The sequence below is a fragment of the Vibrio tubiashii genome, assembly GCF_028551255.1.
GTDB lineage: Bacteria > Pseudomonadota > Gammaproteobacteria > Enterobacterales > Vibrionaceae > Vibrio > Vibrio tubiashii_B.
On record NZ_CP117029.1, the window covers coordinates 2,427,841 to 2,453,644 of the forward strand.

22 protein-coding genes are annotated in these 25,804 nt (G+C 45.9%); 18 read left to right on the forward strand and 4 right to left on the reverse strand.

The genetic code is table 11. From position 1 onward, the window contains the following. Window positions 1–122: 122 nt before the first annotated feature. Window positions 123–2,132 (reverse strand): NAD-dependent DNA ligase LigA, encoded by a 2,010-nt coding sequence (gene ligA / locus LYZ37_RS11145; RefSeq protein ID WP_272785532.1) that lies wholly within the window; start codon window positions 2,130–2,132, stop codon window positions 123–125. 151 nt (window positions 2,133–2,283) lie between these two features. Continuing rightward, window positions 2,284–3,174, reverse strand: coding sequence for a cell division protein ZipA (gene zipA, locus LYZ37_RS11150; RefSeq protein WP_272785533.1), 891 nt, complete (start codon window positions 3,172–3,174; stop codon window positions 2,284–2,286). 194 nt (window positions 3,175–3,368) lie between these two features. Between zipA and cysZ the strand changes: the two genes are divergently transcribed. The 5 genes from cysZ (at window position 3,369) to crr (ending at window position 8,520) form a co-directional block, all read left to right on the forward strand. Next, complete coding sequence (cysZ, locus tag LYZ37_RS11155) at window positions 3,369–4,106, forward strand: sulfate transporter CysZ (protein ID WP_272785534.1); 738 nt, start codon at window positions 3,369–3,371, stop codon at window positions 4,104–4,106. 411 nt (window positions 4,107–4,517) lie between these two features. After that, window positions 4,518–5,486, forward strand: a complete 969-nt coding sequence (gene cysK / locus LYZ37_RS11160; RefSeq protein WP_004746230.1) for a cysteine synthase A — start codon at window positions 4,518–4,520, stop codon at window positions 5,484–5,486. 300 nt (window positions 5,487–5,786) lie between these two features. Beyond that, window positions 5,787–6,044 carry an HPr family phosphocarrier protein gene (locus LYZ37_RS11165; protein WP_004415108.1) on the forward strand — a complete coding sequence of 86 codons (258 nt, stop codon included), beginning with the start codon at window positions 5,787–5,789 and terminating at the stop codon, window positions 6,042–6,044. A gap of 137 nt (window positions 6,045–6,181) precedes the next feature. Then, window positions 6,182–7,906, forward strand: a complete 1,725-nt coding sequence (ptsI, locus tag LYZ37_RS11170) for a phosphoenolpyruvate-protein phosphotransferase PtsI (protein WP_171325316.1) — start codon at window positions 6,182–6,184, stop codon at window positions 7,904–7,906. A gap of 104 nt (window positions 7,907–8,010) precedes the next feature. Beyond that, the gene (gene crr, locus LYZ37_RS11175; protein ID WP_004746232.1) at window positions 8,011–8,520 is read left to right on the forward strand and encodes a PTS glucose transporter subunit IIA; all 510 of its coding nucleotides are present in this window, start codon (window positions 8,011–8,013) and stop codon (window positions 8,518–8,520) included. Between the two features lie 72 nt (window positions 8,521–8,592). On the opposite strand, the gene LYZ37_RS11180 is transcribed toward crr, so the two are convergent. Beyond that, window positions 8,593–9,771, reverse strand: a complete 1,179-nt coding sequence (locus tag LYZ37_RS11180) for a 2-octaprenyl-3-methyl-6-methoxy-1,4-benzoquinol hydroxylase (RefSeq protein ID WP_272785536.1) — start codon at window positions 9,769–9,771, stop codon at window positions 8,593–8,595. 286 nt (window positions 9,772–10,057) lie between these two features. On the opposite strand from LYZ37_RS11180, the gene miaB reads away from it, so the two are divergent. From miaB to lnt, 5 genes are all read left to right on the forward strand, one after another. Further along, window positions 10,058–11,482 (forward strand): tRNA (N6-isopentenyl adenosine(37)-C2)-methylthiotransferase MiaB, encoded by a 1,425-nt coding sequence (gene miaB / locus LYZ37_RS11185; RefSeq protein ID WP_004746234.1) that lies wholly within the window; start codon window positions 10,058–10,060, stop codon window positions 11,480–11,482. A gap of 108 nt (window positions 11,483–11,590) precedes the next feature. After that, a complete protein-coding gene (locus tag LYZ37_RS11190) occupies window positions 11,591–12,700 on the forward strand; it encodes a PhoH family protein (RefSeq protein ID WP_004746235.1) in 1,110 nt (369 codons plus the stop codon). After that, on the forward strand, window positions 12,697–13,161 hold the full coding sequence (gene ybeY, locus LYZ37_RS11195) for an rRNA maturation RNase YbeY (protein ID WP_272785537.1): 465 nt from the start codon (window positions 12,697–12,699) through the stop codon (window positions 13,159–13,161). The genes LYZ37_RS11190 and ybeY overlap by 4 nt, the downstream gene beginning before the upstream one ends. A gap of 76 nt (window positions 13,162–13,237) precedes the next feature. Continuing rightward, window positions 13,238–14,137: a CNNM family magnesium/cobalt transport protein CorC gene (corC, locus tag LYZ37_RS11200; RefSeq protein WP_004746237.1), complete on the forward strand. Its 900-nt coding sequence runs from the start codon at window positions 13,238–13,240 to the stop codon at window positions 14,135–14,137. Between the two features lie 36 nt (window positions 14,138–14,173). Continuing rightward, on the forward strand, window positions 14,174–15,691 hold the full coding sequence (lnt, locus tag LYZ37_RS11205) for an apolipoprotein N-acyltransferase (RefSeq protein WP_272785538.1): 1,518 nt from the start codon (window positions 14,174–14,176) through the stop codon (window positions 15,689–15,691). A gap of 396 nt (window positions 15,692–16,087) precedes the next feature. Here the strand turns inward: lnt and LYZ37_RS11210 are convergent, their stop codons facing one another. Then, window positions 16,088–16,558, reverse strand: a complete 471-nt coding sequence (locus tag LYZ37_RS11210) for a zinc ribbon-containing protein (protein WP_004746239.1) — start codon at window positions 16,556–16,558, stop codon at window positions 16,088–16,090. Between the two features lie 189 nt (window positions 16,559–16,747). On the opposite strand from LYZ37_RS11210, the gene leuS reads away from it, so the two are divergent. The 8 genes from leuS to LYZ37_RS11250 all read left to right on the forward strand — a co-directional run bounded on the left by leuS (window position 16,748) and on the right by LYZ37_RS11250 (window position 25,799). Then, a complete protein-coding gene (gene leuS / locus LYZ37_RS11215) occupies window positions 16,748–19,321 on the forward strand; it encodes a leucine--tRNA ligase (RefSeq protein ID WP_272785539.1) in 2,574 nt (857 codons plus the stop codon). Window positions 19,322–19,465: 144 nt separating this feature from the next. Beyond that, window positions 19,466–20,113, forward strand: a complete 648-nt coding sequence (locus tag LYZ37_RS11220) for an LPS-assembly lipoprotein LptE (protein ID WP_004746241.1) — start codon at window positions 19,466–19,468, stop codon at window positions 20,111–20,113. Between the two features lie 8 nt (window positions 20,114–20,121). Then, window positions 20,122–21,135, forward strand: a complete 1,014-nt coding sequence (gene holA, locus LYZ37_RS11225) for a DNA polymerase III subunit delta (RefSeq protein ID WP_272785540.1) — start codon at window positions 20,122–20,124, stop codon at window positions 21,133–21,135. A gap of 45 nt (window positions 21,136–21,180) precedes the next feature. Beyond that, the gene (rsfS, locus tag LYZ37_RS11230; RefSeq protein ID WP_408068355.1) at window positions 21,181–21,525 is read left to right on the forward strand and encodes a ribosome silencing factor; all 345 of its coding nucleotides are present in this window, start codon (window positions 21,181–21,183) and stop codon (window positions 21,523–21,525) included. A 3-nt stretch (window positions 21,526–21,528) separates the two neighbouring features. Further along, window positions 21,529–21,999: a 23S rRNA (pseudouridine(1915)-N(3))-methyltransferase RlmH gene (gene rlmH / locus LYZ37_RS11235; protein WP_171325349.1), complete on the forward strand. Its 471-nt coding sequence runs from the start codon at window positions 21,529–21,531 to the stop codon at window positions 21,997–21,999. 6 nt (window positions 22,000–22,005) lie between these two features. Further along, the gene (gene mrdA, locus LYZ37_RS11240) at window positions 22,006–23,892 is read left to right on the forward strand and encodes a penicillin-binding protein 2 (protein WP_272785541.1); all 1,887 of its coding nucleotides are present in this window, start codon (window positions 22,006–22,008) and stop codon (window positions 23,890–23,892) included. 2 nt (window positions 23,893–23,894) lie between these two features. Continuing rightward, window positions 23,895–25,016, forward strand: a complete 1,122-nt coding sequence (gene rodA, locus LYZ37_RS11245; protein ID WP_171325351.1) for a rod shape-determining protein RodA — start codon at window positions 23,895–23,897, stop codon at window positions 25,014–25,016. After that, window positions 25,017–25,799: a septal ring lytic transglycosylase RlpA family protein gene (locus tag LYZ37_RS11250; RefSeq protein ID WP_272785542.1), complete on the forward strand. Its 783-nt coding sequence runs from the start codon at window positions 25,017–25,019 to the stop codon at window positions 25,797–25,799. Window positions 25,800–25,804: the final 5 nt, after the last annotated feature.

The following is a 25,804-nucleotide window of genomic DNA, read 5'->3' on the forward strand; positions in this document are numbered from 1 at the left end:
ATTACATCTAACAAGATCCTCATCACAGAAGATCTGAGCATATTATGAGGTTCAAAAAGGCACTTTATTTATGACAAAAAAAAGCCACCAAAAGTGGTGGCTTTAAGATAGGATTTAGTCGGTTACATTAATGAAATGAGGTCTTCTTCGGTACGAATTTCAATGCCCAACTCTTGCGCTTTAGCAAGCTTAGAGCCCGCATTTTCACCAGCAAAAAGAATGTCAGTTTTCTTAGAAACACTGCCGGTTACTTTTGCCCCTAGTGCTTGCAGAGCCGCTTTTGCATCAGAACGAGTAAGCTGAGATAGTGAGCCAGTTAAGACTACGGTTTTACCGTCAAGCGGCTGAGGGGCGTCTTCATCTTTCTCTGCTATGTCAGGCCAGCTCACCCCTTGTTCGATCAGTTCATCAATCACACTTTGGTTTTTATCTTGAGCAAAAAATGCCGTGATATGGCTCGCAACTATATCGCCAATATCTTGAACTTCGACAAGCTTTTCATGGCTTGCAGCTTTAACTAAGTCCAAAGTTTTAAAATGTTGCGCAAGGTTTGCCGCGGTTGCTTCACCTACTTCACGAATACCTAATGAATATAAGAACCTAGCTAAGGTTGTTTGCTTAGCTTTGTTCAGAGCATCAACCACATTTTGCGCAGATTTTGGTCCCATTCGGTCAAGTACAGTAATCACACCGGCAGATAGTTTAAACAGGTCTGCAGGTGTTTCTACCATTTCGCGATCAACAAGCTGCTCAATCACTTTCTCACCTAGCCCATCAACATCTAGCGCCTTACGTGATACAAAATGCTTCAATGCTTCTTTACGTTGCGCCTGACAAACGAGACCACCACTACAGCGTGCAACCGCTTCGCCTTCTACTCGTTCCACTTGTGATTTACACACAGGGCAGTTTTCCGGGAAAACAATCGCTCGGGCGCTCTCTGGACGACGATCAGTCACCACAGAAACAATCTGAGGGATAACGTCACCCGCTCTTCGTATCACAACCGTATCGCCAACCATGACGCCCAAGCGCTCTATCTCATCGGCATTGTGAAGGGTTGCATTACTGACGGTGACGCCACCCACAAATACAGGCTCCAGCTTAGCAACAGGCGTAATAGCGCCTGTACGTCCAACTTGGAACTCGACATCATTTAGCGTAGTGATTTCTTCTTGAGCAGGGAACTTGTAAGCAATAGCCCAACGTGGTGCCCTGGCGACAAAGCCTAGTTGTTCTTGAAGAGCGATCTCATCAACTTTAATCACTACCCCGTCTATTTCGTACGCTAATGACTCACGTCGTTCGAGGATATCTTGATAATAAGCTTTCACTTCATCGAGATTGTTTACTCGCTTCGTCTCTGGGCACATTGGCAATCCCCAGCCTTTCAGCTGGATGAATCGTTGATAGTGGCTCGAAGAAAGCTCAACACCCTCAACCACACCGACACTGTAGGCATAGAAGCTCAATGGGCGAGTTGCTGTTATACGTGAATCCAATTGACGCAAACTACCTGCCGCTGCGTTGCGCGGGTTAACGAAAACTTTTTCGCCTTTCTTTAGTGCTTGCTCGTTAAGTTTGTCAAAACCCGCTTTAGGCATGAACACTTCGCCACGCACTTCAATGCGTGCCGGCCAACCTTCACCTTGAAGCTTCAGGGGAATGGCTTTGATGGTACGAACATTCTCGGTGATATTTTCGCCTGTTGCACCATCGCCGCGTGTTGCTGCTTGGACCAGAACCCCATTTTCATACAGCAGACTAACCGCGAGGCCATCTAGCTTGGGTTCACAACAGAAAACATCAAACTTGGCCGTTGGAATACGATCGCCCATACGCTTATGAAAGCTTTCTAGCTCACCATCATCAAAAGCGTTATCTAATGAAAGCATTGGGATCTCGTGCGTGACCGAGTCAAAGCCATCTAATGGCGCGCCGCCGACTCGTTGGCTTGGTGAGTCTATGGTGACAAGTTCTGGGTTTTGAGACTCAAGCTCCATAAGCTCGCGCATGAGCCTGTCATATTCAGCATCCGGTATTTCAGGATTATCCTCAACGTAGTACTTCACTCCATGGTAGTGCAGCGTTTGACGCAATTGATTAAGCTTCTCTTGAATCTCTGTAGACATAGCTAACTCTATAATTATTACTTCTAACGGTGCTAAAAACGGCTCGTTCTTAGCGGCCAATGCAGGCAGTATGAACACGCCTTGCAACGTTCGCAACTGAGAATGAATGAAAAAAGGCTCCATACGGAGCCTTTCTGACGAATAGGAATGTTTAGGCTTGTTGCGCCGCCTTAAACTCTTGAATCTGAGCTCGGTAGCTGTCTAGTCGATTTGGCGTCATCAAGTTACGCGCATCATCTAAAACATTAGCACCTAAGTCATCAGCAATTTGCTGAGCCGTCTTAAGCATCAGCTTGAAGTTTTGTTCTGCATCGCCAAAACAAGGCATGGTCATAAAGAAAGAGATCCCCTTAGTAGAGAACTCGGCAGGATCGTCATGCTTTAATGTCCCCGGCTGCATCATGTTGGCAACACTAAATAGGACTTTGCCTGTACCTGATAGATCAGCATGGCGGTGGAAAATGTCCATTTCGCCGTAAATCAGGCCGTTTTGCTGCATACTGTCGAACAGTTTAGTACCAACAAAAGGTTCTTCACCGGAGCAATGTACATTGAGGACAATAACTTCTAACGGCGCTTCTTCTTCCGCTGGTTGCGTCTCAGGCTCTTGCACTGGTGATGACTCGGCAATAGGTTCAAGCACTTCTTTGTGTGCGACTTCGACGACCTCTTCAACTTCATCCAATGACTTACTTGAGAAAGAAGGCACATCCAAATCTACGTCATCTTTATCAGTCGTAGATGGATTAACTTCTGGTGATGTTTCTTGGTAAGTATCGATGAGCGGATCTGCGATGACTTCATCTCGGTCTATAAAGCCGGGCTCTTTACGCTCTTTCTTGATGATTTCAAAATCATCTTCTGGAGCAAAAGCGCGCTCAGGGACTAGGTCCGAGTCTTCATTGTCGACATCCAGCTTGCCAATCGGTTTGCTACCAAACTTGGCTTTCCCTTCTTTTTTACTCGTCCATAAACCGTGGAACAGCAAAGCGGCAATCGCCAAAGCTCCAACAATTATGAGTACAAATCGCAGTTCCTGCATTTTTAGCTCTCATTTGCTCGATAGTAAACGGGTTACATCGAATCTGTTTAAACCTAACTTTGAGTTACTCTACCAAAACTCGCCCCTGTTTTAGAACAACTTAATGTGAGAAGTTCCTGAAATGTTGTGATTTTGAACACGCTTTTTTCTTGTTAAGATAGAAAACGTTCGTTTTTACACCACAAAAGCAAAATATGAATACACAGATTAGACAGCGTTCTGGCTTTGGCTACTTCTTCCACGGTTTAGAACTGGCACGCACTCCGGGCATTCGCCAATTTGTTATATTACCGCTACTGGCCAACATTATCTTAGTTGGTGGAGCCCTCTACTACCTGTTCTCCAACCTAGATGCTTGGATAGGACAACTGATAGGACAGTTACCCGAGTTTTTGTCTTGGCTTAGTTACCTACTCTGGCCTCTGTTAGTCCTGACAATACTCGCAACGTTTTCATACTTCTTCAGTACCTTGGCCAACTTTATTGCTGCCCCATTCAATGGATTACTGGCTGAAAAAGTCGAAGAGTATCTAACCCAACAGAAAGTCAATGAAGATGGCATGATGGCAGTCATTAAAGACACACCAAGAATCATGGCTCGTGAATGGCGTAAACTGGTGTACGTGCTACCTAAAGCCATCGGTCTATTCCTGTTGCTGCTCATCCCAGCTCTGGGTCAAACCGTAGGACCGTTTCTATGGTTTATCTTCACGGCGTGGATTTTGGCGATTCAATACTGTGACTACCCATTTGATAATCACAAAGTGCCGTTTAATGACATGCGAAACAATTTGAAACAAAAACAAGGCAAAGCCTATAGCTTTGGCGCTTTGGTCTCTGTTTTCACCACAATTCCAATTTTGAACTTGTTTGTGATGCCAATTGCCGTCTGCGGTGCCACCTCAATGTGGGTTGCTGAGTTTAAGAAGTAAGAGCTGAAGAGCTAGAGAAATGCTCTTGGGTTAGCACGTAGCGTCAGCCTCTATTATTGTCATCCCCGAGAACGAGGGACTAGTGAGTTGGGGATCTCTTGAAACGAGCCGAAAACTGAATGAGATTCCCTACTCGCTCCTCCGTCGCTCTATGGAATGACGGGAGATAAGGTTTCCCTCCACTACGGCGAAGCCCAGTCCAGCTATCCAGAAGCGCAGCGTTCCCGCATCCCGGAGGACGAAGTCCGCTCCCAGAATCTCCCCTTTCATATCATATAACTATTTAATCCTTTTCTCGTTTTTTAACCTAGCCTAATCTCTATCCTACAAATCAATTCACTAGAACTGCATCTATTTGAAGCATTGGCTTTGAAATAGACTTGAAACAGAACAGAGATGAAGGATCACACCATGAGTAAAATCTACGAAGACAATTCTCAAACTATTGGTAACACACCTCTTGTACGCCTAAACAAAGTTAGTAACGGCAAAGTGCTAGCAAAAGTTGAAGCACGTAACCCTAGCTTCAGCGTTAAATGTCGTATCGGTGCCAACATGATTTGGGAAGCGGAAAAGGCTGGCACACTTAAGCCTGGCGTAGAGCTTGTTGAACCTACAAGTGGTAACACTGGTGTGGCACTGGCTTTCGTTGCTGCTGCGCGTGGTTACAAGCTAACGCTAACAATGCCTGAGTCAATGAGCCTAGAGCGTCGTAAGCTACTTAAAGCACTAGGTGCAAACCTTGAGCTAACAGAAGCAGCAAAAGGTATGAAAGGCGCGATTGCTAAAGCAGAAGAGATTGTTGCTAGCAACCCTGAAAAATACCTACTATTACAACAGTTCAACAACCCTGCAAACCCACAAATTCACGAGAAGACGACTGGCCCTGAAATCTGGGATGCAACAGACGGTGAAGTTGACGTATTCGTAGCGGGTGTGGGTACAGGTGGTACTATCACAGGTACAAGCCGATACATTAAAGGCGAAAAAGGCAAAAACATTGTTTCTGTTGCCGTAGAGCCAGCAGAGTCTCCAGTGATTGCTCAAGCGCTTGCAGGTGACGAAATTCAACCTGCTCCGCATAAAATCCAAGGGATCGGTGCTGGATTTATCCCTGGCAACTTAGATTTAGAGCTTGTAGACCGTGTTGAAGCGGTTACATCAGAAGAAGCAATCGCGATGGCTCGTCGCCTAATGGAAGAAGAAGGTATCCTAGCCGGTATCTCATCAGGTGCAGCTGTTGTTGCAGCAAACCGCTTAGCAGAACTCCCTGAATTTGCTGGGAAAACAATTGTTACAGTTCTTCCAAGTTCAGGTGAACGTTACCTAAGCACAGCCCTGTTTGCGGGCATCTTTACCGAGAAAGAGAACGAACAGTAATATGTGTTCAAATCAATTTTTCGTCTAAAAAAGCCCCATTCAGGGGCTTTTTTGTTGATCCCTGCCTCACCTTTGGTAATATCAGGACTGTTTTATTTCTAGCATCAAAATAAAGAGCTAGATGAGAATTTCTCTCAATGGCGAACAACAGCATAGACTGGCGACGCGATTGTTAAATTTACAACCAGTATCAGTTCTGACACGAAATGAACGTTATGCGCCTAGCAGAATAGTTCATTTACCGTTAAGCTAAATCTGGTTAAGAAACTATCAAAATATAAATCAATTGGGGTATATAACATGTACGAGAAGCAAGTAGAAATCACTGCAGAAAACGGTCTTCACACTCGTCCAGCTGCACAGTTCGTTAAAGAAGCTAAAGCATTCGACGCGGACATCACTGTGACTTCTAACGGTAAAAGCGCTAGCGCGAAGAGCCTTTTCAAGCTACAAACTCTTGGCCTAGTAAAAGGTACAGTAGTTTCTATCTCAGCTGAGGGCCCACAAGCTCAACAAGCTGTTGACCACCTAGTTGCTCTAATGGATCAACTACACTAATCCGGTCTCCTATTTTCAAAGCCATTTTGTGAAAGCAAAATGGCTTTGTTGGAAATAGGGCCAAATATAAGCTACAAATATTCGTTAGCGCACTCATTATTCTCCCGTTTTAAAGTTGACCAATTTAAGGTAAGGCTATGATTTCAGGCATCCTAGCATCTCCTGGTATTGCTATCGGTAAAGCACTACTACTTCAAGAAGATGAAATTGTCCTAAACACAAACACTATTTCTGATGATCAAGTAGAAGCAGAAGTTGCCCGTTTCTTCGACGCGCGTAACAAATCATCTGCTCAGCTTGAAACTATCAAGCAGAAAGCACTTGAAACCTTCGGTGAAGAAAAAGAAGCGATCTTTGAAGGTCACATCATGCTTCTTGAAGACGAAGAGCTAGAGGAAGAAATCCTAGCGCTAATCAAAAATGACAAGATGCACGCAGATAACGCTATCCACACAGTTATCGAAGAGCAAGCATCTGCTCTAGAATCTCTAGACGACGAATACCTAAAAGAACGTGCAACAGATATCCGTGATATCGGCACGCGCTTTGTTAAAAACGCACTAGGTATCAATATCGTTTCTCTTAGCGATATTAACGAAGAAGTTATCCTAGTCGCTTACGACCTAACGCCATCTGAAACAGCACAAATCAACCTAGACTACGTTCTTGGTTTCGCTTGTGACATCGGCGGTCGCACTTCTCACACTTCTATCATGGCGCGCTCTCTTGAGCTTCCAGCGATTGTGGGTACTAACGACATCACTAAACAGGTTAAGAACGGCGACATGCTGATTCTTGATGCGATGAACAACAAGATCGTTATCAACCCTTCTGAAGGCGAACTAGCAGAAGCGAAAGCAGTAAAAGCTGCCTTCATCGCTGAAAAAGAAGAGCTAGCGAAGCTGAAAGACCTACACGCTGAAACAACTGACGGTCACCGCGTAGAAGTTTGCGGTAACATCGGTACTGTTAAAGACTGTGACGGTATCATCCGTAACGGTGGTGAAGGTGTTGGTCTGTACCGTACTGAGTTCCTATTTATGGACCGTGATGCTCTACCAACTGAAGAAGAGCAGTACCAAGCGTACAAAGAAGTTGCGGAAGCAATGAACGGTGAATCAGTAATCATCCGTACAATGGACATCGGTGGTGATAAAGATCTTCCATACATGGATCTTCCACAAGAGATGAACCCATTCCTAGGCTGGCGTGCAGTACGTATCAGCTTAGACCGTCGTGAAATCCTTCGTGACCAGCTACGCGGCATCCTACGTGCTTCTGCACACGGTAAACTGCGTATCATGTTCCCAATGATCATCTCTGTAGAAGAAATTCGTGAGCTTAAGAAAGCAATCGAAGAGTACAAAGCAGAGCTTCGCGCTGAAGGCCACGCATTCGATGAAGAAATCGAAATCGGTGTAATGGTTGAAACTCCAGCAGCAGCAGCTATCGCGCACCACCTAGCAAAAGAAGTGGCATTCTTCTCTATCGGTACTAACGACCTAACTCAGTACACGCTAGCGGTAGACCGTGGTAATGAGATGATCTCTCACCTATACAACCCACTATCACCAGCAGTGCTGACTGTAATCAAGCAAGTGATCGACGCGTCTCACGCTGAAGGTAAATGGACTGGTATGTGTGGTGAGCTTGCAGGTGATGAGCGCGCAACGCTTCTTCTACTAGGTATGGGTCTAGACGAGTTCTCAATGAGCGGCATCTCTATTCCTAAAGTGAAGAAAGTCATCCGTAATTCTAACTTTGCTGAAGTGAAAGCAATGGCTGAAGAAGCGCTTTCACTACCAACAGCAGCAGAGATTGAAGCGGTTGTAGAAAAATTCATCGCAGAGAAAACTCAATAATCAGCTAATTCCAATAAGATAGGCGGCAAAAATTGTCGTCTATCTTCTGAGATTGGTATACTATAATTCGACAGAATTAAATAAAACGTTAGGAGCATGACACAATGGGTCTGTTTGACAAACTTAAGAAGCTAGTATCTGACGACAGCGCAGAAGCAGGTGCAATCGAAATTATCGCACCTCTATCTGGTGAAATCGTAAATATCGAAGATGTGCCAGATGTTGTTTTCGCTGAGAAAATCGTTGGTGACGGTATCGCGATCAAGCCTGCTGGCAACAAGATGGTAGCTCCTGTAAACGGTACTATCGGTAAGATCTTCGAAACTAACCACGCATTCTCTATCGAGTCTGACGATGGCGTTGAACTATTCGTTCACTTCGGTATCGACACAGTTGAGCTAAAAGGCGAAGGCTTCAAGCGTATCGCTGAAGAAGGTCAATCAGTTAAAGCTGGCGACACTATCATCGAGTTTGATCTAGCGCTACTAGAAGAGAAGGCAAAGTCTACTCTAACTCCTGTTGTTATCTCTAACATGGACGAAATCAAAGAGCTGAACAAGCTTTCTGGTTCTGTAACTGTTGGTGAAACTCCAGTACTACGTGTAACTAAGTAATTCCTACTTAGCAACGCACAAAAAACGCAGCCAATAGGCTGCGTTTTTGTTTTCTATCTCTCTCACGTTTAATCACTTCAAACCCAAGGCATATTTGAGAACCTGTGTTTTAAGAGGCCCGGTATTCTCCACGATTTTAAGTGCCGCATTACGAAGCAGTTTTAGTGGACCAATATCGTTACTGAACCCTTTGTAGAACAGATCCATTCCTGATTGCATTAACAGATTATCTGGTCGGCGTTTGCGCTCATATTGCTTCAGCACAGAGTCATCAATAGAGGTTTTACCCTCACACTCCGCAAGCAAGATTGCGACATCTTTAAATCCAAGATTGACGCCTTGCCCTGCCAATGGATTAATGGTGTGTGCAGAGTCACCCACCAGCACACAATTCTTATTGGAATAGGCTTGCGCATGACGACGAGTTAAAGGAAAAGAACCAAACTGCAGCACTTTGATATCGCCAAGTTCAGCAGGAAAATGGGTTAAGACTTCTTCTCTCAATTGTTCAGGCGTCAGCGAACAGAGCTGCTTTATGCGCTTCGGGCTGTCATACCAGACTAATGAACCTTGTCCTGTTCCCTGTGATTGAGAAGCTAATGTCGCTAAAGGCAAAAAAGAGCGAGGCCCATGCGGGGTAAACTGCTGCCAAGTAATGTCCTGTTGAGCAAGCTCCGTTTCGACATTAATCAACATACAATGCTGCCTGTAATCCCAAGCGGTAATACCGATTCCTGCCAAGTGACGTACTTTAGAATTCGCTCCATCAGCACCAACGATCAATTCAGCGTCAAAGCTCTCTCCAGACGAGAGTTCGACTCGATTGACCTCATCAAACTTGATGCTTTCTAACGTGTCTGGGCAATACAGCGTAATATTTTCGAACTGCTCTAGTTGTCGCCACAAACCAAGCTGAATCAGTCTATTTTCAACGATATAACCAAGTTGCTGCATGTTTAGAGCATCAGAGTGAAAACGAGTGCGGCATTCAGGGTGTTCCCACGTTTCTAAGCGGCGATATGGGCAGACGCGCATTTGCTCAATTTTTTGCCAAGCGCCAAGTTCATCGAGTATGGAAACAGAATGCTCAGAGATAGCAGAAACGCGAATATCCATTGACTGCTCTGGAGAAAAAGCTTTTGGCGCATAACCTTCGACAAGCGCGACTTTCCTACCCTGCTTGGCAAACCCGATAGCAGTAGCCGCTCCAACCATGCCACCACCAATCACTGCAACATCAAACTTGGTCATAATTTATACTTCATCATATTGATTATTTGGCTGTTTTTTATTGTACGTTTTCATTACTAAAATGTAACGAAAAACCTCAGGAGCACTATGGGCAAATCCCTTGATTAATAACGCTTTGAATAGATTTTACAGCAACACTAGTCAGTAGGTTTTTAAACCAGTACAATACGCCGCTTGCCAATCTATAGGCACAAAATTTAGTCATACATTAAACTCAAATGGATGACTTACTGGAAACATTGGGCGATTTGCTCCCTTAATTTAAACTAACGATCGAGCGAACAAAATGAGTAAGAAACTGCTAATCAAAACCTGGGGCTGCCAGATGAACGAATACGATTCATCAAAAATGGCGGATCTACTGAACGCGGCTAACGGCTATGAGCTGACGGAAGAACCAGAAGAGGCAGATGTACTACTTCTTAATACCTGTTCAATTCGCGAAAAAGCGCAAGAAAAAGTATTCCACCAGCTTGGTCGTTGGAAAACGCTAAAAGATAAAAAAGAAGGTGTGGTAATTGGTGTTGGCGGCTGTGTTGCTACTCAAGAAGGTGACCACATCCGCGAGCGTGCGCCATTTGTTGACGTTATCTTTGGCCCACAAACTCTGCACCGTCTGCCTGAGATGATCAAACAGTCACAGTCAAATGAAGCGCCTGTTATGGATATCTCTTTCCCAGAGATCGAGAAGTTTGACCGCCTACCAGAGCCTCGTGCTGAAGGTGCAACAGCGTTCGTTTCAATCATGGAAGGCTGTTCTAAGTACTGTACTTACTGCGTAGTACCTTACACTCGCGGCGAAGAAGTTAGCCGTCCAATGGATGACGTACTATTCGAAATCGCGCAGCTTGCTGATCAAGGTGTACGTGAAGTAAACCTATTAGGTCAAAACGTTAACGCGTACCGTGGCCCAACCCACGAAGGCGATATTTGCTCTTTCGCAGAATTGCTACGCCTTGTTGCTTCTATTGATGGCATTGACCGCATTCGCTTTACGACTAGCCACCCACTAGAGTTCACTGACGACATCATCGCCGTCTACGAAGATACACCAGAGCTTGTGAGCTTCCTGCACCTACCAGTACAAAGTGGTAGTGACCGCATTCTAACTATGATGAAGCGTCCACACACAGCGATTGAATACAAGTCGATCATTCGTAAGCTGCGTAAAGCGCGTCCTGATATTCAAATCAGTTCTGACTTCATTGTTGGCTTCCCTGGCGAAACGGCGAAAGATCACCAAGATACGATGAAGCTAATCAAAGACGTTGATTTTGATATGAGCTTTAGCTTTATCTTCTCTCCTCGTCCGGGAACGCCAGCGGCGGACTACCCATGTGACGTACCAGAGCAAGAAAAGAAAGAACGTCTATACGAACTGCAGCAAACCGTAAACGCGCAAGCTATGCGTTACTCTCGCTTGATGCTCGATACTGAACAACGCGTTCTTGTTGAAGGTCCATCGAAAAAGAATCTAATGGAACTTCGCGCACGTACAGAGAACAACCGCGTGGTTAACTTCGAAGGCAGCGCAGACTTAATCGGTCAGTTTGTTGACGTGAAGATCACTGACGTTTTCGCTAACTCACTACGTGGCGAATTGGTTCGTACTGAAAAAGATATGGACCTACGATCTATCATTTCACCAACACAAATGATGGCTCGCACCAAACGTGAAGATGAGCTAGGTGTAGCGACTTTTACGCCTTAAGCTTGAAAATAGCTGTATAAGTTACCATCTTAGAGATAGGTAACGATCGCCATTAGAAGCCCGGTCTAAATCGGGCTTCTTTCGAATGGCATATTTTGAGAGGCAACTTTGAGCAATAAAATTGTAACTCTAGAAATCAATCTAGAACCTTCTGATAACCGCCGCTTAGCCAGTTTGTGCGGTCCTTTCGATGACAATATCAAGCACTTAGAGCGTCGTTTAGGCGTTGAAATCAGCTACCGTGGCAACTTCTTTACTATCGTTGGTAAACCACATACTAGCGCTGCAGCACTTGAAATCATCAAAACACTTTACGTCAATACCGCTCCTGTTCGTGGCAATATCCCAGACGTAGAACCCGATGAAATTCATCTTGCGATCAAAGAGACAGGTGTTTTAGAGCAAGACCTTGAGTCAAGCTTCGAGCACGGTAAAGAAGTGTTCATCAAGACCAAAAAAGGTGTCATCAAACCGCGTACACCTAACCAAGGTCAGTACCTGATGAACATGGTGACTCATGATATCTCTTTCGGTATCGGTCCTGCGGGTACAGGTAAAACCTACCTTGCGGTTGCGGCAGCGGTAGATGCTTTAGAGCGTCAAGAAATTCGTCGCATCTTGCTGACTCGCCCTGCAGTTGAGGCGGGTGAGAAACTCGGCTTCTTGCCGGGTGATTTGAGCCAGAAAGTAGACCCGTACCTTCGTCCGCTCTATGACGCCCTATTTGAAATGCTCGGCTTCGAGAAGGTTGAAAAACTGATTGAACGCAACGTAATTGAAGTTGCGCCACTGGCTTATATGCGTGGTCGTACGCTCAATGATGCTTTCATCATTTTGGATGAGAGCCAAAACACTACCGTGGAGCAGATGAAAATGTTCCTAACGCGTATTGGTTTTAACTCGCGCGCCGTGATCACAGGTGATATCACCCAGATCGACTTGCCTCGCGGGGCTAAGTCAGGGCTACGCCATGCCATTGAGGTGTTGAGCGAAGTTGATGACATCAGCTTTAACTTCTTCCAGTCTGATGACGTTGTTCGCCACCCAGTTGTTGCACGTATCGTCAATGCGTATGAGAAATGGGAAGCGAAAGATCAAAAAGAACGCAAAGAGTTCGAAAAGAAACGTCGTGAAGAGCGCGAAGCACAATTGATCGAAACGGCTAAAGCTGAGCTTTCAAAAAAAGTACAAGCAGAAACCGCTGAAGGTAAGTCATGAGTATCGAACTAGATCTACAATTAGCGGTCGAAGATGAAAAAGGCTTACCAAGTTTTGAGGATATTCATCTTTGGTTAAGCTCAGCGGTGACAAAATTCCAACCGCAAGCCGAAGTGACTGTGCGTTTGGTTGATGAACAAGAAAGCCATCAACTAAACCATGACTACCGTGGCAAAGATAAGCCGACCAATGTGCTCTCTTTTCCATTTGAAGCGCCTCCAGGTATTGAGATGGATTTGCTCGGCGATCTGATCATCTGCCGACAAGTTGTAGAACGTGAAGCGGTAGAGCAAAACAAACCTCTAATGGCTCACTGGGCGCATATGGTTGTACATGGTAGCCTGCATCTGCTAGGTTATGATCATATCGATGATGACGAAGCGGAAGAGATGGAGTCACTCGAAACAGAAATCATGCAAAGTATGGGTTTCGAAGACCCCTACATTGATGAGAAAGCGTAAAATCGAGACTGTTTTCAACTCGGTTTTACCAACGTGAGCTATCACACATCTGATAGCGTTACTTAAATGAGAAACAATGAACGAAGACAATTCGCCCTCTTCTCTAGAAGGTAAGAAAGAAAAATCTGAAGGTCCGAGTAGAAAGTCCTTCTTCGGACGCCTAGGTCAACTTTTTCAAGGTGAACCAAAAGATCGCCAAGAGCTTGTGGATGTTATCCGCGACTCTGAAGAAAATGACCTGATCGACCACGATACCCGAGACATGCTTGAAGGTGTTATGGAGATCTCTGAAATGCGTGTGCGTGACATCATGTTACCGCGCTCGCAAATGGTTACGGTTGACCGCAGTGACGATTTAGACGCACTGATCAACCTTATCACTGATGCTCAGCACTCGCGCTACCCAGTAATCAGTGAAGATAAAGACCATGTTGAAGGTATTCTGTTAGCGAAGGACTTACTTAAATACTTAGGTTCTGGCAGCGAACCATTTGATATCGAGCAAGTTATCCGCCCTGCGGTCGTTGTTCCTGAGAGTAAGCGTGTCGATCGCCTACTCAAAGAGTTCCGCGAGGAACGTTATCATATGTCTATCGTTGTTGATGAATTTGGCGGCGTATCCGGCCTTGTTACCATCGAGGACATCCTTGAAGAAATCGTTGGTGAAATCGAAGATGAATTCGACGATGAAGAAGAACTGGATATTCGCAAGCTAAGCAAACACACTTTTGCAGTGAAGGCTCTAACCACTATCGAAGAATTTAACGATACGTTTGGAACCTCTTTCAGCGACGAAGAAGTCGACACTGTAGGTGGTATGGTTATGACAGCATTTGGTCATCTACCTTCTCGTGGCGAAGTGGTAGAAATTGAAGGATATAACTTCAAAGTGACTTCAGCAGATAACCGTCGTGTTGTGCAGCTACAAGTTACCATTCCTGACGAAGAGCTCATTGCAGACTCTACTGAAGAGTAACGCTAACCTCCCTTAGGGGAAGAGATAATATATACGATGATAAATTCCCTTTTTCATCGCCTAAAACGGCCGCTTGCGGCCGTTTTTGTTGGCGCTTTAACCACACTTGCATTTGCACCTTATCAATTATGGCCGCTAGCGATTGTTAGCCCTGCCATTCTTCTGCTCCTTATCCACCAGCAATCAGCTAAACGTGCACTTTGGATTGGTTACGCATGGGGACTTGGTCAATTTTCGACTGGCATCAGCTGGGTCCATGTCAGCATCGATAATTTTGGCGGTATGCCAAAAATTGCCAGCGTCTTTCTCATGGCGCTGCTAGTCGGTTACTTAGCCATCTACTCAGCCCTGTTCACTTGGAGTCTTAATCGCTTTTTCCCAGCATCAACACGTACTCGATACATGTTGGTCGCACCTGCGCTATGGCTTATCTGTGACTGGCTCCGTGGTTGGGTCATGACGGGTTTCCCCTGGTTATGGCTAGGTTACAGCCAAATAGACAGCCCATTGGGTAATTTCGCTCCCCTTGGCGGCGTCGAGTTTATAACCTTACTAGTGGTTGTCAGTGCAGGAGCGATGGCTTATGCAAGCTTACATCGTCAATGGTTACTCCTGCTCATCCCATCAGTGATCTTTATGACAGGTTTTGGTTTGCAGTCCGCTGCGTGGGTAACACCAAACCCAGAGCAAACAACCAAAGTTGCACTCATTCAAGGTAACATTGCGCAAGAGTTAAAGTGGCAACCAAGCCAACGCTGGCCAACCATTATGAAGTACACCGACCTTACTCGTGAGAACTGGGATGCGGACATCATCATTTGGCCAGAAGCAGCGATACCAGCGCTTGAGTATGAGATTTCCTCTTTCCTAAGTAATCTCGATTCTGCAGCACGTATGAATAACAGTGCGGTGATAACAGGAATCGTCAATCAAGGCGAAGATAAGAAGTTCTACAACAGCATTCTCACTCTGGGTAAAAATCCGAATGGGGATTACAGCTACGACATGAATCTTCGTTACCATAAACATCACCTGCTGCCGTTTGGTGAGTTTGTCCCATTCGAAGAAGTGCTGCGACCGATCGCGCCATTTTTTAATCTACCGATGTCTTCATTCAGTCGTGGGGATTTTATCCAGCCCAACATTGACGCCAATGGCAAACAAATGGCCCCAGCTCTTTGTTATGAAATCATCTTTAATGAGCAGGTAAGACAAAACGTCAATCAAGACACAGATTTTATCCTCACTCTGTCTAACGACGCTTGGTTCGGACACTCAATTGGTCCGCTGCAGCATATGGAAATCGCCCGTATGCGAGCACTTGAGCTTGGTAAGCCTGTTATTCGCGCCACCAATAACGGTGTCACAGCCGTAACAGACCATAAAGGTCATATCACAGCTCAAGTACCGCAATTCGAAACTGCAGTGTTACGCGCCGAGATCCCATCAACATCCGGTGAAACCCCTTACCGTCAGTTTGGTACATGGCCGATGTATTTTTGGGTTGTGTTGAGTTTGATTGTTGGTTGGAGAGCTAGGGCAATAGCGAGTTAGGGAACGCTACGCTTATGGATGTAGGAACGGACTTCGTCCTACAGATAACTGGATAACTGGATAACTGGATAACTGGATAACTGGATAGTTTTTAAGGGTTGGTACATGGTATCAACCCTTTTTGTTTTCAATAAATTACTCTGTCATCCTCAAGAGCGAGGGACGAGCGAGTTGGGGATCTCTAGAAGCGAGTCGAATACATTAAGGGATTCCCTACTCCTTCCTTCGTCAGTCTATGGAATGACAGTTTACCTTTCGAAGGGTGTTGTCCACCCTAGGCTATCAACACGTAGCCATCCAGCAGGGCGAAGCCCGATCCCGCTTTCCCGAAACGAAGTATTCCATAGGACAAAGGTCCGTTCCCGCATCCCGTAGGACGAAGTCCGTTCCATCTATTTAAGGTTTGAGCGCCTGACGACTAAACCCTTTATGTCCGCAATTGGTACAAGGGATGATCACCGTTGGGTGGTTATATTGTGTCTTATGTCCACATTCATCACAGACCAATACCCCTAATCCAATCACTTCACCAGCCTGATACAGACCTTGATGTTCGAGATCTTGGAACAGCTCTACCCACTCCACTTTAGTCCGGTCAGTAATATCTAACAGACCCTGCCAAATCGAGTCAGCGACCATCAAATAGAATGGTCCACCTTTGGATTCTTCGTAGTTATCGGCGAACTCTTTTAAATCCGACTTCACGTACGCTGAAACCAAGGCCAACTCATCTTTGGTGAGATCATTGGCGGCTTGTGCTACTTTCCCAGAAGTTTCAATAACATGGTTAACTTCATCTGGGCTGTGCTTGAGCGTTTCCACAACGTCTTCAAGCATCTCTTCATAACCTGCTTTTCTTTTTGGCATCGCTGACCTCCGTAATGAATCTCACAAACAAACTCGATATGTCGACTCAAGGTCGCCCCCTAACCATTTAAAGCTAAGGAGAGTATGGATTGGCTATTGTTGTGCACCTTTCCTTTAGGTATTCTATGACGATCTATTTAAGTCTGTTCTAACCGAACTCACAAATTCCAAGATAACCGGACATCATCGATGCAAGAACAATACAACCCGCAAGATATTGAACAAAAAGTTCAACAGCACTGGGACAACAACAAGACCTTTGTTGTAAGTGAAGACCCAAATAAAGAAAAATTCTACTGTCTATCCATGTTCCCTTACCCAAGTGGCCGACTGCACATGGGTCACGTGCGTAACTACACTATCGGTGATGTAGTCTCTCGTTTCCAACGCCTGCAAGGTAAAAACGTAATGCAACCAATCGGTTGGGATGCATTTGGTCTACCGGCAGAAAACGCGGCTGTGAAGAACAACACAGCGCCTGCACCATGGACTTACGAAAACATCGAGTACATGAAAAACCAGCTTAAGCTTCTAGGCTTTGGTTACGACTGGAACCGTGAGTTCGCGACTTGTACGCCTGAGTACTACCGTTGGGAACAAGAGTTCTTCACTAAGCTTTACAACAAAGGCTTAGTTTACAAGAAGACTTCTTCAGTTAACTGGTGTCCAAACGACCAAACTGTTCTTGCAAACGAGCAGGTTGAAGATGGCTGCTGCTGGCGCTGTGATACTCCAGTAGAGCAAAAAGAGATTCCACAGTGGTTCATCAAGATCACTGAATACGCTCAAGAGCTACTAGACGATTTAGACAACCTAGATGGCTGGCCTGAAATGGTTAAGACTATGCAGCGCAACTGGATCGGTCGCTCTGAAGGTGTTGAGCTTAAGTTTGAAGTTAAGGGTCAACAAGACCTAGAAGTTTACACAACACGTCCAGACACACTAATGGGTGTGACTTACGTTGGTATCGCAGCAGGTCACCCTCTAGCGGCAATCGCAGCTGAGAACAACCCTGAGCTTGCAGCGTTCATCGAAGAGTGTAAGAACAACAAGGTAGCAGAGGCTGAGCTTGCGACAATGGAAAAGAAAGGTATGGCGACTGGCCTTACTGCTATTCACCCATTGAACGGTCGTGAAGTTCCAGTTTACGTGGCTAACTTCGTACTGATGGACTACGGTACAGGCGCTGTAATGGCAGTACCTGCACACGACCAACGCGATTACGAATTCGCAACTAAGTACGGCCTAGATATCGTACCTGTGATCAAGCCTGCTGACGACAGCGAGCTGAACATCTCTGAAGAAGCGTACACCGAGAAAGGCGTACTGTTTGATTCAGGTGAGTTCGACGGTCTTGAATTCCAAGCAGCATTCGATGCAATCGCAGCCAAACTAGAAGCAGAAGGCAAAGGCACTAAGACAGTTAACTTCCGTCTACGTGACTGGGGTGTATCTCGTCAACGTTACTGGGGCGCACCAATCCCAATGGTCACCACTGAAGATGGTGAAGTTCACCCAGTACCAGCTGACCAACTACCAGTGATTCTTCCAGAAGACGTGGTGATGGATGGCGTAACAAGCCCAATCAAAGCTGATAAAGAGTGGGCAAAGACTACCTTTAACGGCGAACCTGCTCTACGTGAGACAGATACGTTCGATACCTTCATGGAGTCTTCTTGGTACTACGCACGTTACTGTTCACCACAAGCTGATGACATTCTAGATCCAGAAAAAGCGAACTACTGGCTACCAGTAGACCAATACATTGGTGGTATTGAGCACGCTTGTATGCACCTACTGTACTCGCGCTTCTTCCACAAACTGCTACGTGACGCAGGTTACGTAACATCTGACGAGCCATTCAAGCAACTACTATGTCAAGGCATGGTACTAGCAGATGCGTTCTACCACGAGAACGACAAAGGCGGTAAAGAGTGGGTTGCTCCAACTGACGTTGCTGTAGAGCGTGACGGTAAAGGCCGCATCACTTCGGCTAAAGACAACGAAGGTCGTGACGTAACACACTCAGGCATGATCAAGATGTCTAAGTCGAAGAATAACGGTATCGACCCACAAGAGATGGTAGACAAGTACGGTGCTGACACAGTACGTCTATTTATGATGTTTGCATCACCTGCAGATATGACGCTTGAGTGGCAAGAATCTGGCGTAGAAGGTGCTAACCGCTTCCTAAAACGTGTTTGGAAACTTGTTAACGAGCACGCATCGAAAGGCGCGGCAGAAACTGTTGATGCATCTGCACTGTCTGGCGACCAAAAAGCACTTCGTCGTGACGTTCACAAGACTATCGCCAAAGTGACTGACGATATCGCTCGTCGCCAAACGTTCAACACAGCAATCGCAGCAATCATGGAACTTATGAACAAGCTAGCGAAAGCACCTCAAGAATCAGCGCAAGATCGTGCAATCCTTGACGAAGCTCTGAAAGCAGTTGTTGCAATGCTTTACCCAATCACTCCGCACATCTCATTCGAAATGTGGGCGGCGTTGGGTCAAGAAGATATCGACAACGCAGCATGGCCAACTCACGACGAGAAAGCACTGGTTGAAGACGAGAAGCTGATCATCGTTCAAGTAAACGGCAAGCTACGTGCGAAACTGACGGTACCGGCGGATATCTCTAAAGAAGATATTGAAGCTCTAGGTCTAAACGACGAAAACGTTACTAAGTTCACAGAAGATAAAACGATTCGTAAAGTGATTTACGTACCGGGTAAACTTCTAAACATTGTTGCAAATTAAAGAATAGTTGCGAACTAATCGTCGCTTCTTAAGTCATAAGCAGGGTATATTGTTACCCTGCTTTACTTATCTTAGTGTTTTATCAGCTATTCTAGGTATTAGAACCCTAAGATAAGTATTCCAATAATCGAGAGCCCTAAATCCATGTTTCGTAGTGCGTCGCGCCTTATTTCATTTTCTTCTGTAAAACTCACCAGTGTTGTTCTAATGGCAAGTTTATTGTCTGCTTGTGGTTTCCATCTACGTGGTGACTACTCGGTTCCTGAAGAGTTAGAAACCATGTCTCTCACCAGCTACGACCAATACAGCAGCTTTACACGTATGATGAAAGGGCAACTGCGTATGAGCGAAATTGATGTCGTTCCGCCAGCCGCTAACATTCCTAACTTACACCTACTTAGCGAAGGTGTGGGTGAGCGTACACTATCGCTTTACCAAAACACACGTGCAGCGGAAATCGAGCTTACCTTCCGTGCCTCTTACCGCGTGACGGTTCCAGAGCTAGGCTCAAAGACCTTCTCTACCAGCGTAACGCGTAGCTACCTAGATAACCCGTTAACCGCACTTGCTAAGTCAGTAGAACGAGACATGATTGAAGATGAAATGCGTAAGCTAGCCGCTTCACAGATCATTCGTCAAATGGCTCGCTTGAAAGCAGACATTGAAGCAAACGAGCTGTTGGAAGAAGAGCAAGAAGCTTTACTTAAAGTGGAAGAAGAGCAATACCGCGTGAAAACATTTTACGCTGAAGATGCTCAGGGTAACGTCACTTCTGAAGTCCCAGCTAACTAATTACCATTATGCGAATCTTCGCCGACCGTTTAGTGGAGCAGCTTAACAAGCAGCTCCACCCTACTTACCTTATCTTTGGCAACGAACCACTCCTTATCCAAGAGTCTCGCCAGTCGATTCAAAAAGCCGCCTTTGCACAAGGATTCGAAGAAAGACACCGCTTTGCTATCGATAGTTCATTTGACTGGAATCTTGTTTATGACAGCTGTCAGGCCATGAGTTTGTTTTCAGCCAGACAAGTCATTGAACTGGAACTGCCTGAGTCAGGAGTCAATGCCGCTATCGCTAAAGAGCTAGTTGCTGTTGCTGAATTGCTTCATAGCGATGTGTTGTTAGTTGTCATTGGTAGCAAACTGACCAAAGCTCAAGAAAACGCAAAATGGTTTAAAGCGCTGTCTGCCCAAGGTTGTTGGGTGAATTGCTTAACACCTGATATCCAAAGATTGCCGCAATTCGTGCAAGCGCGTTGCCGAGCACTCAACCTTAAGCCAGATCAAGAAGCAGTACAGATGCTCGCCCAGTGGCATGAGGGCAACTTGTTTGCTTTAACTCAAAGCCTCGAAAAACTCGCATTACTCTACCCTGATGGCGTATTGAATTTGGTGCGTTTAGAGGAATCTCTCAGCCGCCACAACCACTTCACCGCTTTTCATTGGGTAGATGCCTTATTAGCGGGTAAGGCTAAGCGCTCACAACGTATTTTACGCCAACTTGAGGCGGAAGGAATTGAGAGCGTGATACTCGCGCGTACGATACAAAAAGAGCTCGCTCAGCTTCTCAACATGGCGACCCAAATTAAAACTAAGCCAATCGGCCAAGTTTTTGAAAGCTACCGTATTTGGCAATCAAAACGCCCATTGTACTCGTCAGCTTTAAATCGCTTACAACCCGAAAAAATCATGCAGCTTCTCCAGTTGCTCGCCAAGATTGAGCTATTGGTAAAAACACAATACGACCAGTCTAGCTGGCCACTATTACACCAGTTGAGTACTGAGATTTGCTTGCCGCAAGTGAAGCTGTAAAAAGCGTGATATACTTCGCCGCCGCAAACAATCAACCCTGTGTATATGCACAACACCAACGAGGACAACACCTTGCAATTTGAAGAGTTAAACAACTTCCTTGCTGACAAAGCTGACGACATGAAAGCTCAAGATATCAAAACCATCGATGTTCAGGGCAAATCAAGTATTACAGACTTCATGATCGTTTGTACTGGCACATCAAAGCGCCACGTTGTTTCTATCGCCGAGCATGTTGCTAAAGAATCAAAACTAGCTGGTCTGGAGCCACTAGGTATTGACGGTGAAGCCGAAGGCGAATGGGTCGTAGTAGATATGGGCAGCACTATTGTTCATGTGATGCAAGAAGAGCATCGTGAGCTTTACCAACTGGAAAAGCTTTGGGGCTAAGCGATGAAAATACAGCTCGTTGCCGTTGGAACTAAGATGCCCAAGTGGGTCGAAGAAGGCTTCCAAGAGTATCGCCGCCGTTTTCCTCATGATATGCCACTTGAGCTTGTCGAAATAAGCGCCGGAAAACGCGGAAAAAATGCCGATATTGCAAGAATTCTGCAAAAAGAAGGCGAAGCCATGTTGGCAGCCGTGCCAAAAGGCAATCGAATTGTTACTCTCGACATCCCTGGCAAAAAGTGGGATACCCCACAATTAGCGCAGCAATTAGAGAGCTGGAAGCTGGACGGAAGAGATGTGTCGATTCTAATCGGTGGTCCTGAAGGTCTCGCCCCAGCATGTAAAGCCGCAGCCGATCAAAGCTGGTCTTTATCAGCATTAACCTTGCCTCACCCATTAGTACGCATTGTCATGGCTGAGAGTTTATATAGAGCGTGGAGCATCACTGCTAACCACCCTTACCATCGAGAATAACGATTAATGTTAAGGAAGCGTACCCGGATAAGGGATTACCATGAAGAAGCACGACTGTTTAGAAGTCGTGCTATCGTCGCTTTCATTGGTATTGTGGCACTAGTAGGCGTGTTGATCACCAACCTATACAACATCCAGATCAATCAGTACCAAGACTATAAAACTCGCTCTAACGACAACCGCATTAAGGTTGTACCTATCGCCCCTAATCGCGGGCTGATCTATGATCGCAACGGACAACTACTGGCAGAGAACCGTCCAGTGTTTAGTCTTGAGATCACCCCAGAGAAAGTTAAGGATATGGACGATACTATCCGTCGTCTACAAGAGCTCCTAACCATTACCCCCGAACAGATAGAGCGTTTTAAGCGTGAACGTCGTCAGACACGTCGCTTTAAATCCGTGCCTATCCTGACTCAGTTAACTCAAGAACAAGCCGCGAAGTTCTCGGTCAACCAGCACAACTTCCCTGGGGTATCGATTAATGCCGCCCTTAAGCGTCACTACCCATACGGTGAAGTGCTTACTCATGTGATTGGCTATGTCTCTCGAATTAATGACCGAGACATTCAACGCCTGATCCGTGAAGAAAAAGAAGCAAACTATCAAGCGACACGTGACATCGGTAAGCTAGGTATTGAACGCTTCTACGAAGACTTACTGCATGGGACAGCGGGCTACCAAGAAGTTGAAGTGAACAGCCGTGGCCGAGTGATTCGAACGCTAAAATATGTGCCCCCTGTTCCTGGTAAAGATATCGTTCTAAACCTCGATATTGATTTACAGCTCTATATTCATGAACTGCTTGCCGAGCGTCGTGGCAGCGCAATTGTTTTAGATCCTAAAGACAATGGCGTTTTAGCCATGGTATCGAGCCCAAGCTACGATCCCAATGCGTTTGTACATGGTATTTCGGGCAAGGCCTACAGTGCTCTCTTAAACGACAAAAACCGCCCACTGGTTAACCGCGCGACGCTTGGTATTTATCCTCCGGCCTCAACCATCAAACCGTTTATGGCCGTGGCCGCTTTGGAAGAAGGGGTTATCACACCTTATACAACGCGTAACGACCCAGGTTATTGGAGAATACCAAATTCAAAAACACGACCTTTCCGCGACTGGTTAGCATGGGGACATGGTAAAGTTGATATCGTTAAGTCGATCGAGGAATCTGTCGATACCTTCTTCTATCAAATTGCTTATGACATGGGCATTGACCGCATCTCCCGCTGGATGATGATGTTTGGTTTCGGAGACTATACGGGTATCGATATCCACGAAGAGAGCAAAGCCAATATGCCAACTCGTGAGTGGAAAATGGCTCGCCACCGTGTGCCATGGTACCAAGGTGACACGATTCCTGTTGGTATCGGACAAGGCTACTGGACAGCAACACCGATGCAGATAGCCAAAGCAACGTCTGTTTTGGTTAACCGAGGCAAGCGCGTTGCACCGCACCTACTCAGGGCGACCATAGTTAATGGTGAAAAGTTTGAAAGACATGAACTGTCGACATTAGAAACGTATACCTACCCTCCGATTGAAGGCGTTAAAAAACGTTACTGGGACTTAGCTATTGAAGGCATGCGCTTGGTAAACCATGGCAAAAAAGGGACGGCACGCCGCGCCTTCTATAAAACGCCTTATATGAGTGGAGGAAAGTCGGGTACCGCTCAGGTCTTTGGTCTCGGTGAAGACGAAGAATACAATGCTGACGAAATTGCTGAACACCTACGCGATCACGCTCTGTTTACCGGTTTCGCTCCGATTGAAGATCCACAGCTAATAGTCACTATCGTTTTAGAAAATGCTGGCGGTGGTTCTTCTCAAGCGGCTCCGGTAGTAAGAAGACTATTTGACCACGTTCTCGTAGACAATCAAGAGGCGAAATAACCATGGATTTGAACCCTGCAACCGGTCAAAACCGCGCTCTGTTTGAACGTTTCCACCTCGATCTCCCTCTGTTGTTGGGAATATTGGTGCTAATGGGCTTTGGTCTCGTCGTTATGTACAGTGCGAGCGGACAAAGTTTAGCTATGATGGACAGACAAGCGATGCGTATGGCGCTTTCGCTAGGCGTCATGTTAATCCTCGCTCAAATTCCACCTCGAACCTATGAGGCTCTTGCGCCCCTGATGTTTGTCGGTGGCGTTGTTTTGCTACTCGGCGTACTGTTCTTTGGTGAAGCCTCCAAAGGGGCGCAGCGTTGGCTAAACTTAGGTTTTGTTCGCTTTCAGCCCTCCGAGCTATTAAAGCTCGCGGTGCCACTGATGATTGCTCGCTACATTGGTAAACGCCCTCTTCCCCCGACTTTCCAGACTCTGGTCATGTCGTTGGTGATGGTGTTTGTACCAACTATCTTGATCGCGAAACAACCAGACTTAGGCACTTCAATCCTTATTGCTGCATCGGGCATATTCGTTATTTTCTTAGCGGGTATTAGCTGGAAAATCATCTTTGCTGCGGCGTGTGGATTAGGCGCTTTCCTCCCTATTCTGTGGTTCTTCTTGATGCGCGAGTATCAGAAAGTTCGCGTGAGGACTCTGTTTAACCCAGAATCCGATCCTCTCGGTGCGGGTTACCATATTATCCAGAGTAAAATCGCCATAGGTTCAGGCGGTATCTCAGGAAAGGGTTGGCTGCAAGGGACGCAATCCCAGTTGGAGTTTCTTCCAGAACGCCACACCGACTTTATTTTCGCGGTGATAGCAGAAGAGTGGGGGCTAATTGGTATCCTTATTCTCCTTAGCCTCTACCTATTTATCATTGGACGTGGGCTTGTTCTAGCAAGTAAAGCCCAAACGGCATTTGGTCGTATGATGGCGGGCAGTATTGTTCTCAGCTTCTTCGTCTATGTTTTCGTCAACATCGGCATGGTAAGTGGCATATTACCCGTGGTAGGTGTCCCACTGCCTCTTATTAGCTATGGTGGAACTTCAATGGTGACCCTCATGGCAGGCTTTGGCATCTTGATGTCGATCCATACCCATAGAAAAGCATTCTCTAAGGCAATCTAAATGATAAACAAGCAATTATTGCTCACTGCAGCGGCCACCAGCCTGATCTTGGCTGGCTGCTCTTCAGCACCGTCAAAGCGCTACACCATTGACGACGACATTGCCCCTGATGCACCAATCAGTGTTGAGCATATTGAAGATGCCACACCTATGTATGAATCGTACAGCCTTGGGGGGAATAGTAATTACACCTTAAGAGGTAAAGATTACACCATTATAAAAGAGCCAAAAGGCTTTCAACAACAAGGTATCGCTTCTTGGTATGGCAAGAAATTCCACGGCCACTTAACCTCTAACGGTGAAATCTATGACATGTACTCAATGTCGGCTGCGCATAAAGAGCTGCCGATTCCGAGCTATGTCAAAGTCACCAACAAGGATAACGGCAAAACGGCCATTGTCCGTGTCAATGACCGCGGTCCTTTTCATGAAGGGCGAATCATTGACCTTAGCTACGCGGCGGCGCTAAAACTCGACGTGATTCGTACCGGCACCGCCAACGTTGCCATTGAAGTGATTACTGTCGACAGACCGACTCAAGTACACAAACAAGAGGCCTTGCCAAAGTTTGTCGTACAGGTAGCTTCATCACAACATCAAGACCGAGTTGAAACTTTAGCGCAAGATTTGAGTCAAAAACTTTCGGTTAAGAGTTATGTCAGTTCTGGCGACAAGCTTCACCGAGTGTTTTTAGGTCCATTTAGCGACTATATGCATAGCCAAAAAGCACTTGAGCAAGTGAAAGACTTGGGTTACACCAGTGCTTTCATAAAATCCCACTAGTCCTC

What these genes read in the sequence shown, in the direction of transcription:
- ligA (WP_272785532.1), bottom strand. Translation starts at nt 2,132, where the DNA reads ATGTCTACAGAGATTCAAGAGAAGCTTAATCAATTGCGTCAAACGCTG.
- zipA (WP_272785533.1), bottom strand. Translation starts at nt 3,174, where the DNA reads ATGCAGGAACTGCGATTTGTACTCATAATTGTTGGAGCTTTGGCGATT.
- cysZ (WP_272785534.1), top strand. Translation starts at nt 3,369, where the DNA reads ATGAATACACAGATTAGACAGCGTTCTGGCTTTGGCTACTTCTTCCAC.
- cysK (WP_004746230.1), top strand. Translation starts at nt 4,518, where the DNA reads ATGAGTAAAATCTACGAAGACAATTCTCAAACTATTGGTAACACACCT.
- LYZ37_RS11165 (WP_004415108.1), top strand. Translation starts at nt 5,787, where the DNA reads ATGTACGAGAAGCAAGTAGAAATCACTGCAGAAAACGGTCTTCACACT.
- ptsI (WP_171325316.1), top strand. Translation starts at nt 6,182, where the DNA reads ATGATTTCAGGCATCCTAGCATCTCCTGGTATTGCTATCGGTAAAGCA.
- crr (WP_004746232.1), top strand. Translation starts at nt 8,011, where the DNA reads ATGGGTCTGTTTGACAAACTTAAGAAGCTAGTATCTGACGACAGCGCA.
- LYZ37_RS11180 (WP_272785536.1), bottom strand. Translation starts at nt 9,771, where the DNA reads ATGACCAAGTTTGATGTTGCAGTGATTGGTGGTGGCATGGTTGGAGCG.
- miaB (WP_004746234.1), top strand. Translation starts at nt 10,058, where the DNA reads ATGAGTAAGAAACTGCTAATCAAAACCTGGGGCTGCCAGATGAACGAA.
- ybeY (WP_272785537.1), top strand. Translation starts at nt 12,697, where the DNA reads ATGAGTATCGAACTAGATCTACAATTAGCGGTCGAAGATGAAAAAGGC.
- corC (WP_004746237.1), top strand. Translation starts at nt 13,238, where the DNA reads ATGAACGAAGACAATTCGCCCTCTTCTCTAGAAGGTAAGAAAGAAAAA.
- lnt (WP_272785538.1), top strand. Translation starts at nt 14,174, where the DNA reads ATGATAAATTCCCTTTTTCATCGCCTAAAACGGCCGCTTGCGGCCGTT.
- LYZ37_RS11210 (WP_004746239.1), bottom strand. Translation starts at nt 16,558, where the DNA reads ATGCCAAAAAGAAAAGCAGGTTATGAAGAGATGCTTGAAGACGTTGTG.
- leuS (WP_272785539.1), top strand. Translation starts at nt 16,748, where the DNA reads ATGCAAGAACAATACAACCCGCAAGATATTGAACAAAAAGTTCAACAG.
- LYZ37_RS11220 (WP_004746241.1), top strand. Translation starts at nt 19,466, where the DNA reads ATGTTTCGTAGTGCGTCGCGCCTTATTTCATTTTCTTCTGTAAAACTC.
- holA (WP_272785540.1), top strand. Translation starts at nt 20,122, where the DNA reads ATGCGAATCTTCGCCGACCGTTTAGTGGAGCAGCTTAACAAGCAGCTC.
- rsfS (WP_408068355.1), top strand. Translation starts at nt 21,181, where the DNA reads ATGCACAACACCAACGAGGACAACACCTTGCAATTTGAAGAGTTAAAC.
- rlmH (WP_171325349.1), top strand. Translation starts at nt 21,529, where the DNA reads ATGAAAATACAGCTCGTTGCCGTTGGAACTAAGATGCCCAAGTGGGTC.
- mrdA (WP_272785541.1), top strand. Translation starts at nt 22,006, where the DNA reads ATGTTAAGGAAGCGTACCCGGATAAGGGATTACCATGAAGAAGCACGA.
- rodA (WP_171325351.1), top strand. Translation starts at nt 23,895, where the DNA reads ATGGATTTGAACCCTGCAACCGGTCAAAACCGCGCTCTGTTTGAACGT.
- LYZ37_RS11250 (WP_272785542.1), top strand. Translation starts at nt 25,017, where the DNA reads ATGATAAACAAGCAATTATTGCTCACTGCAGCGGCCACCAGCCTGATC.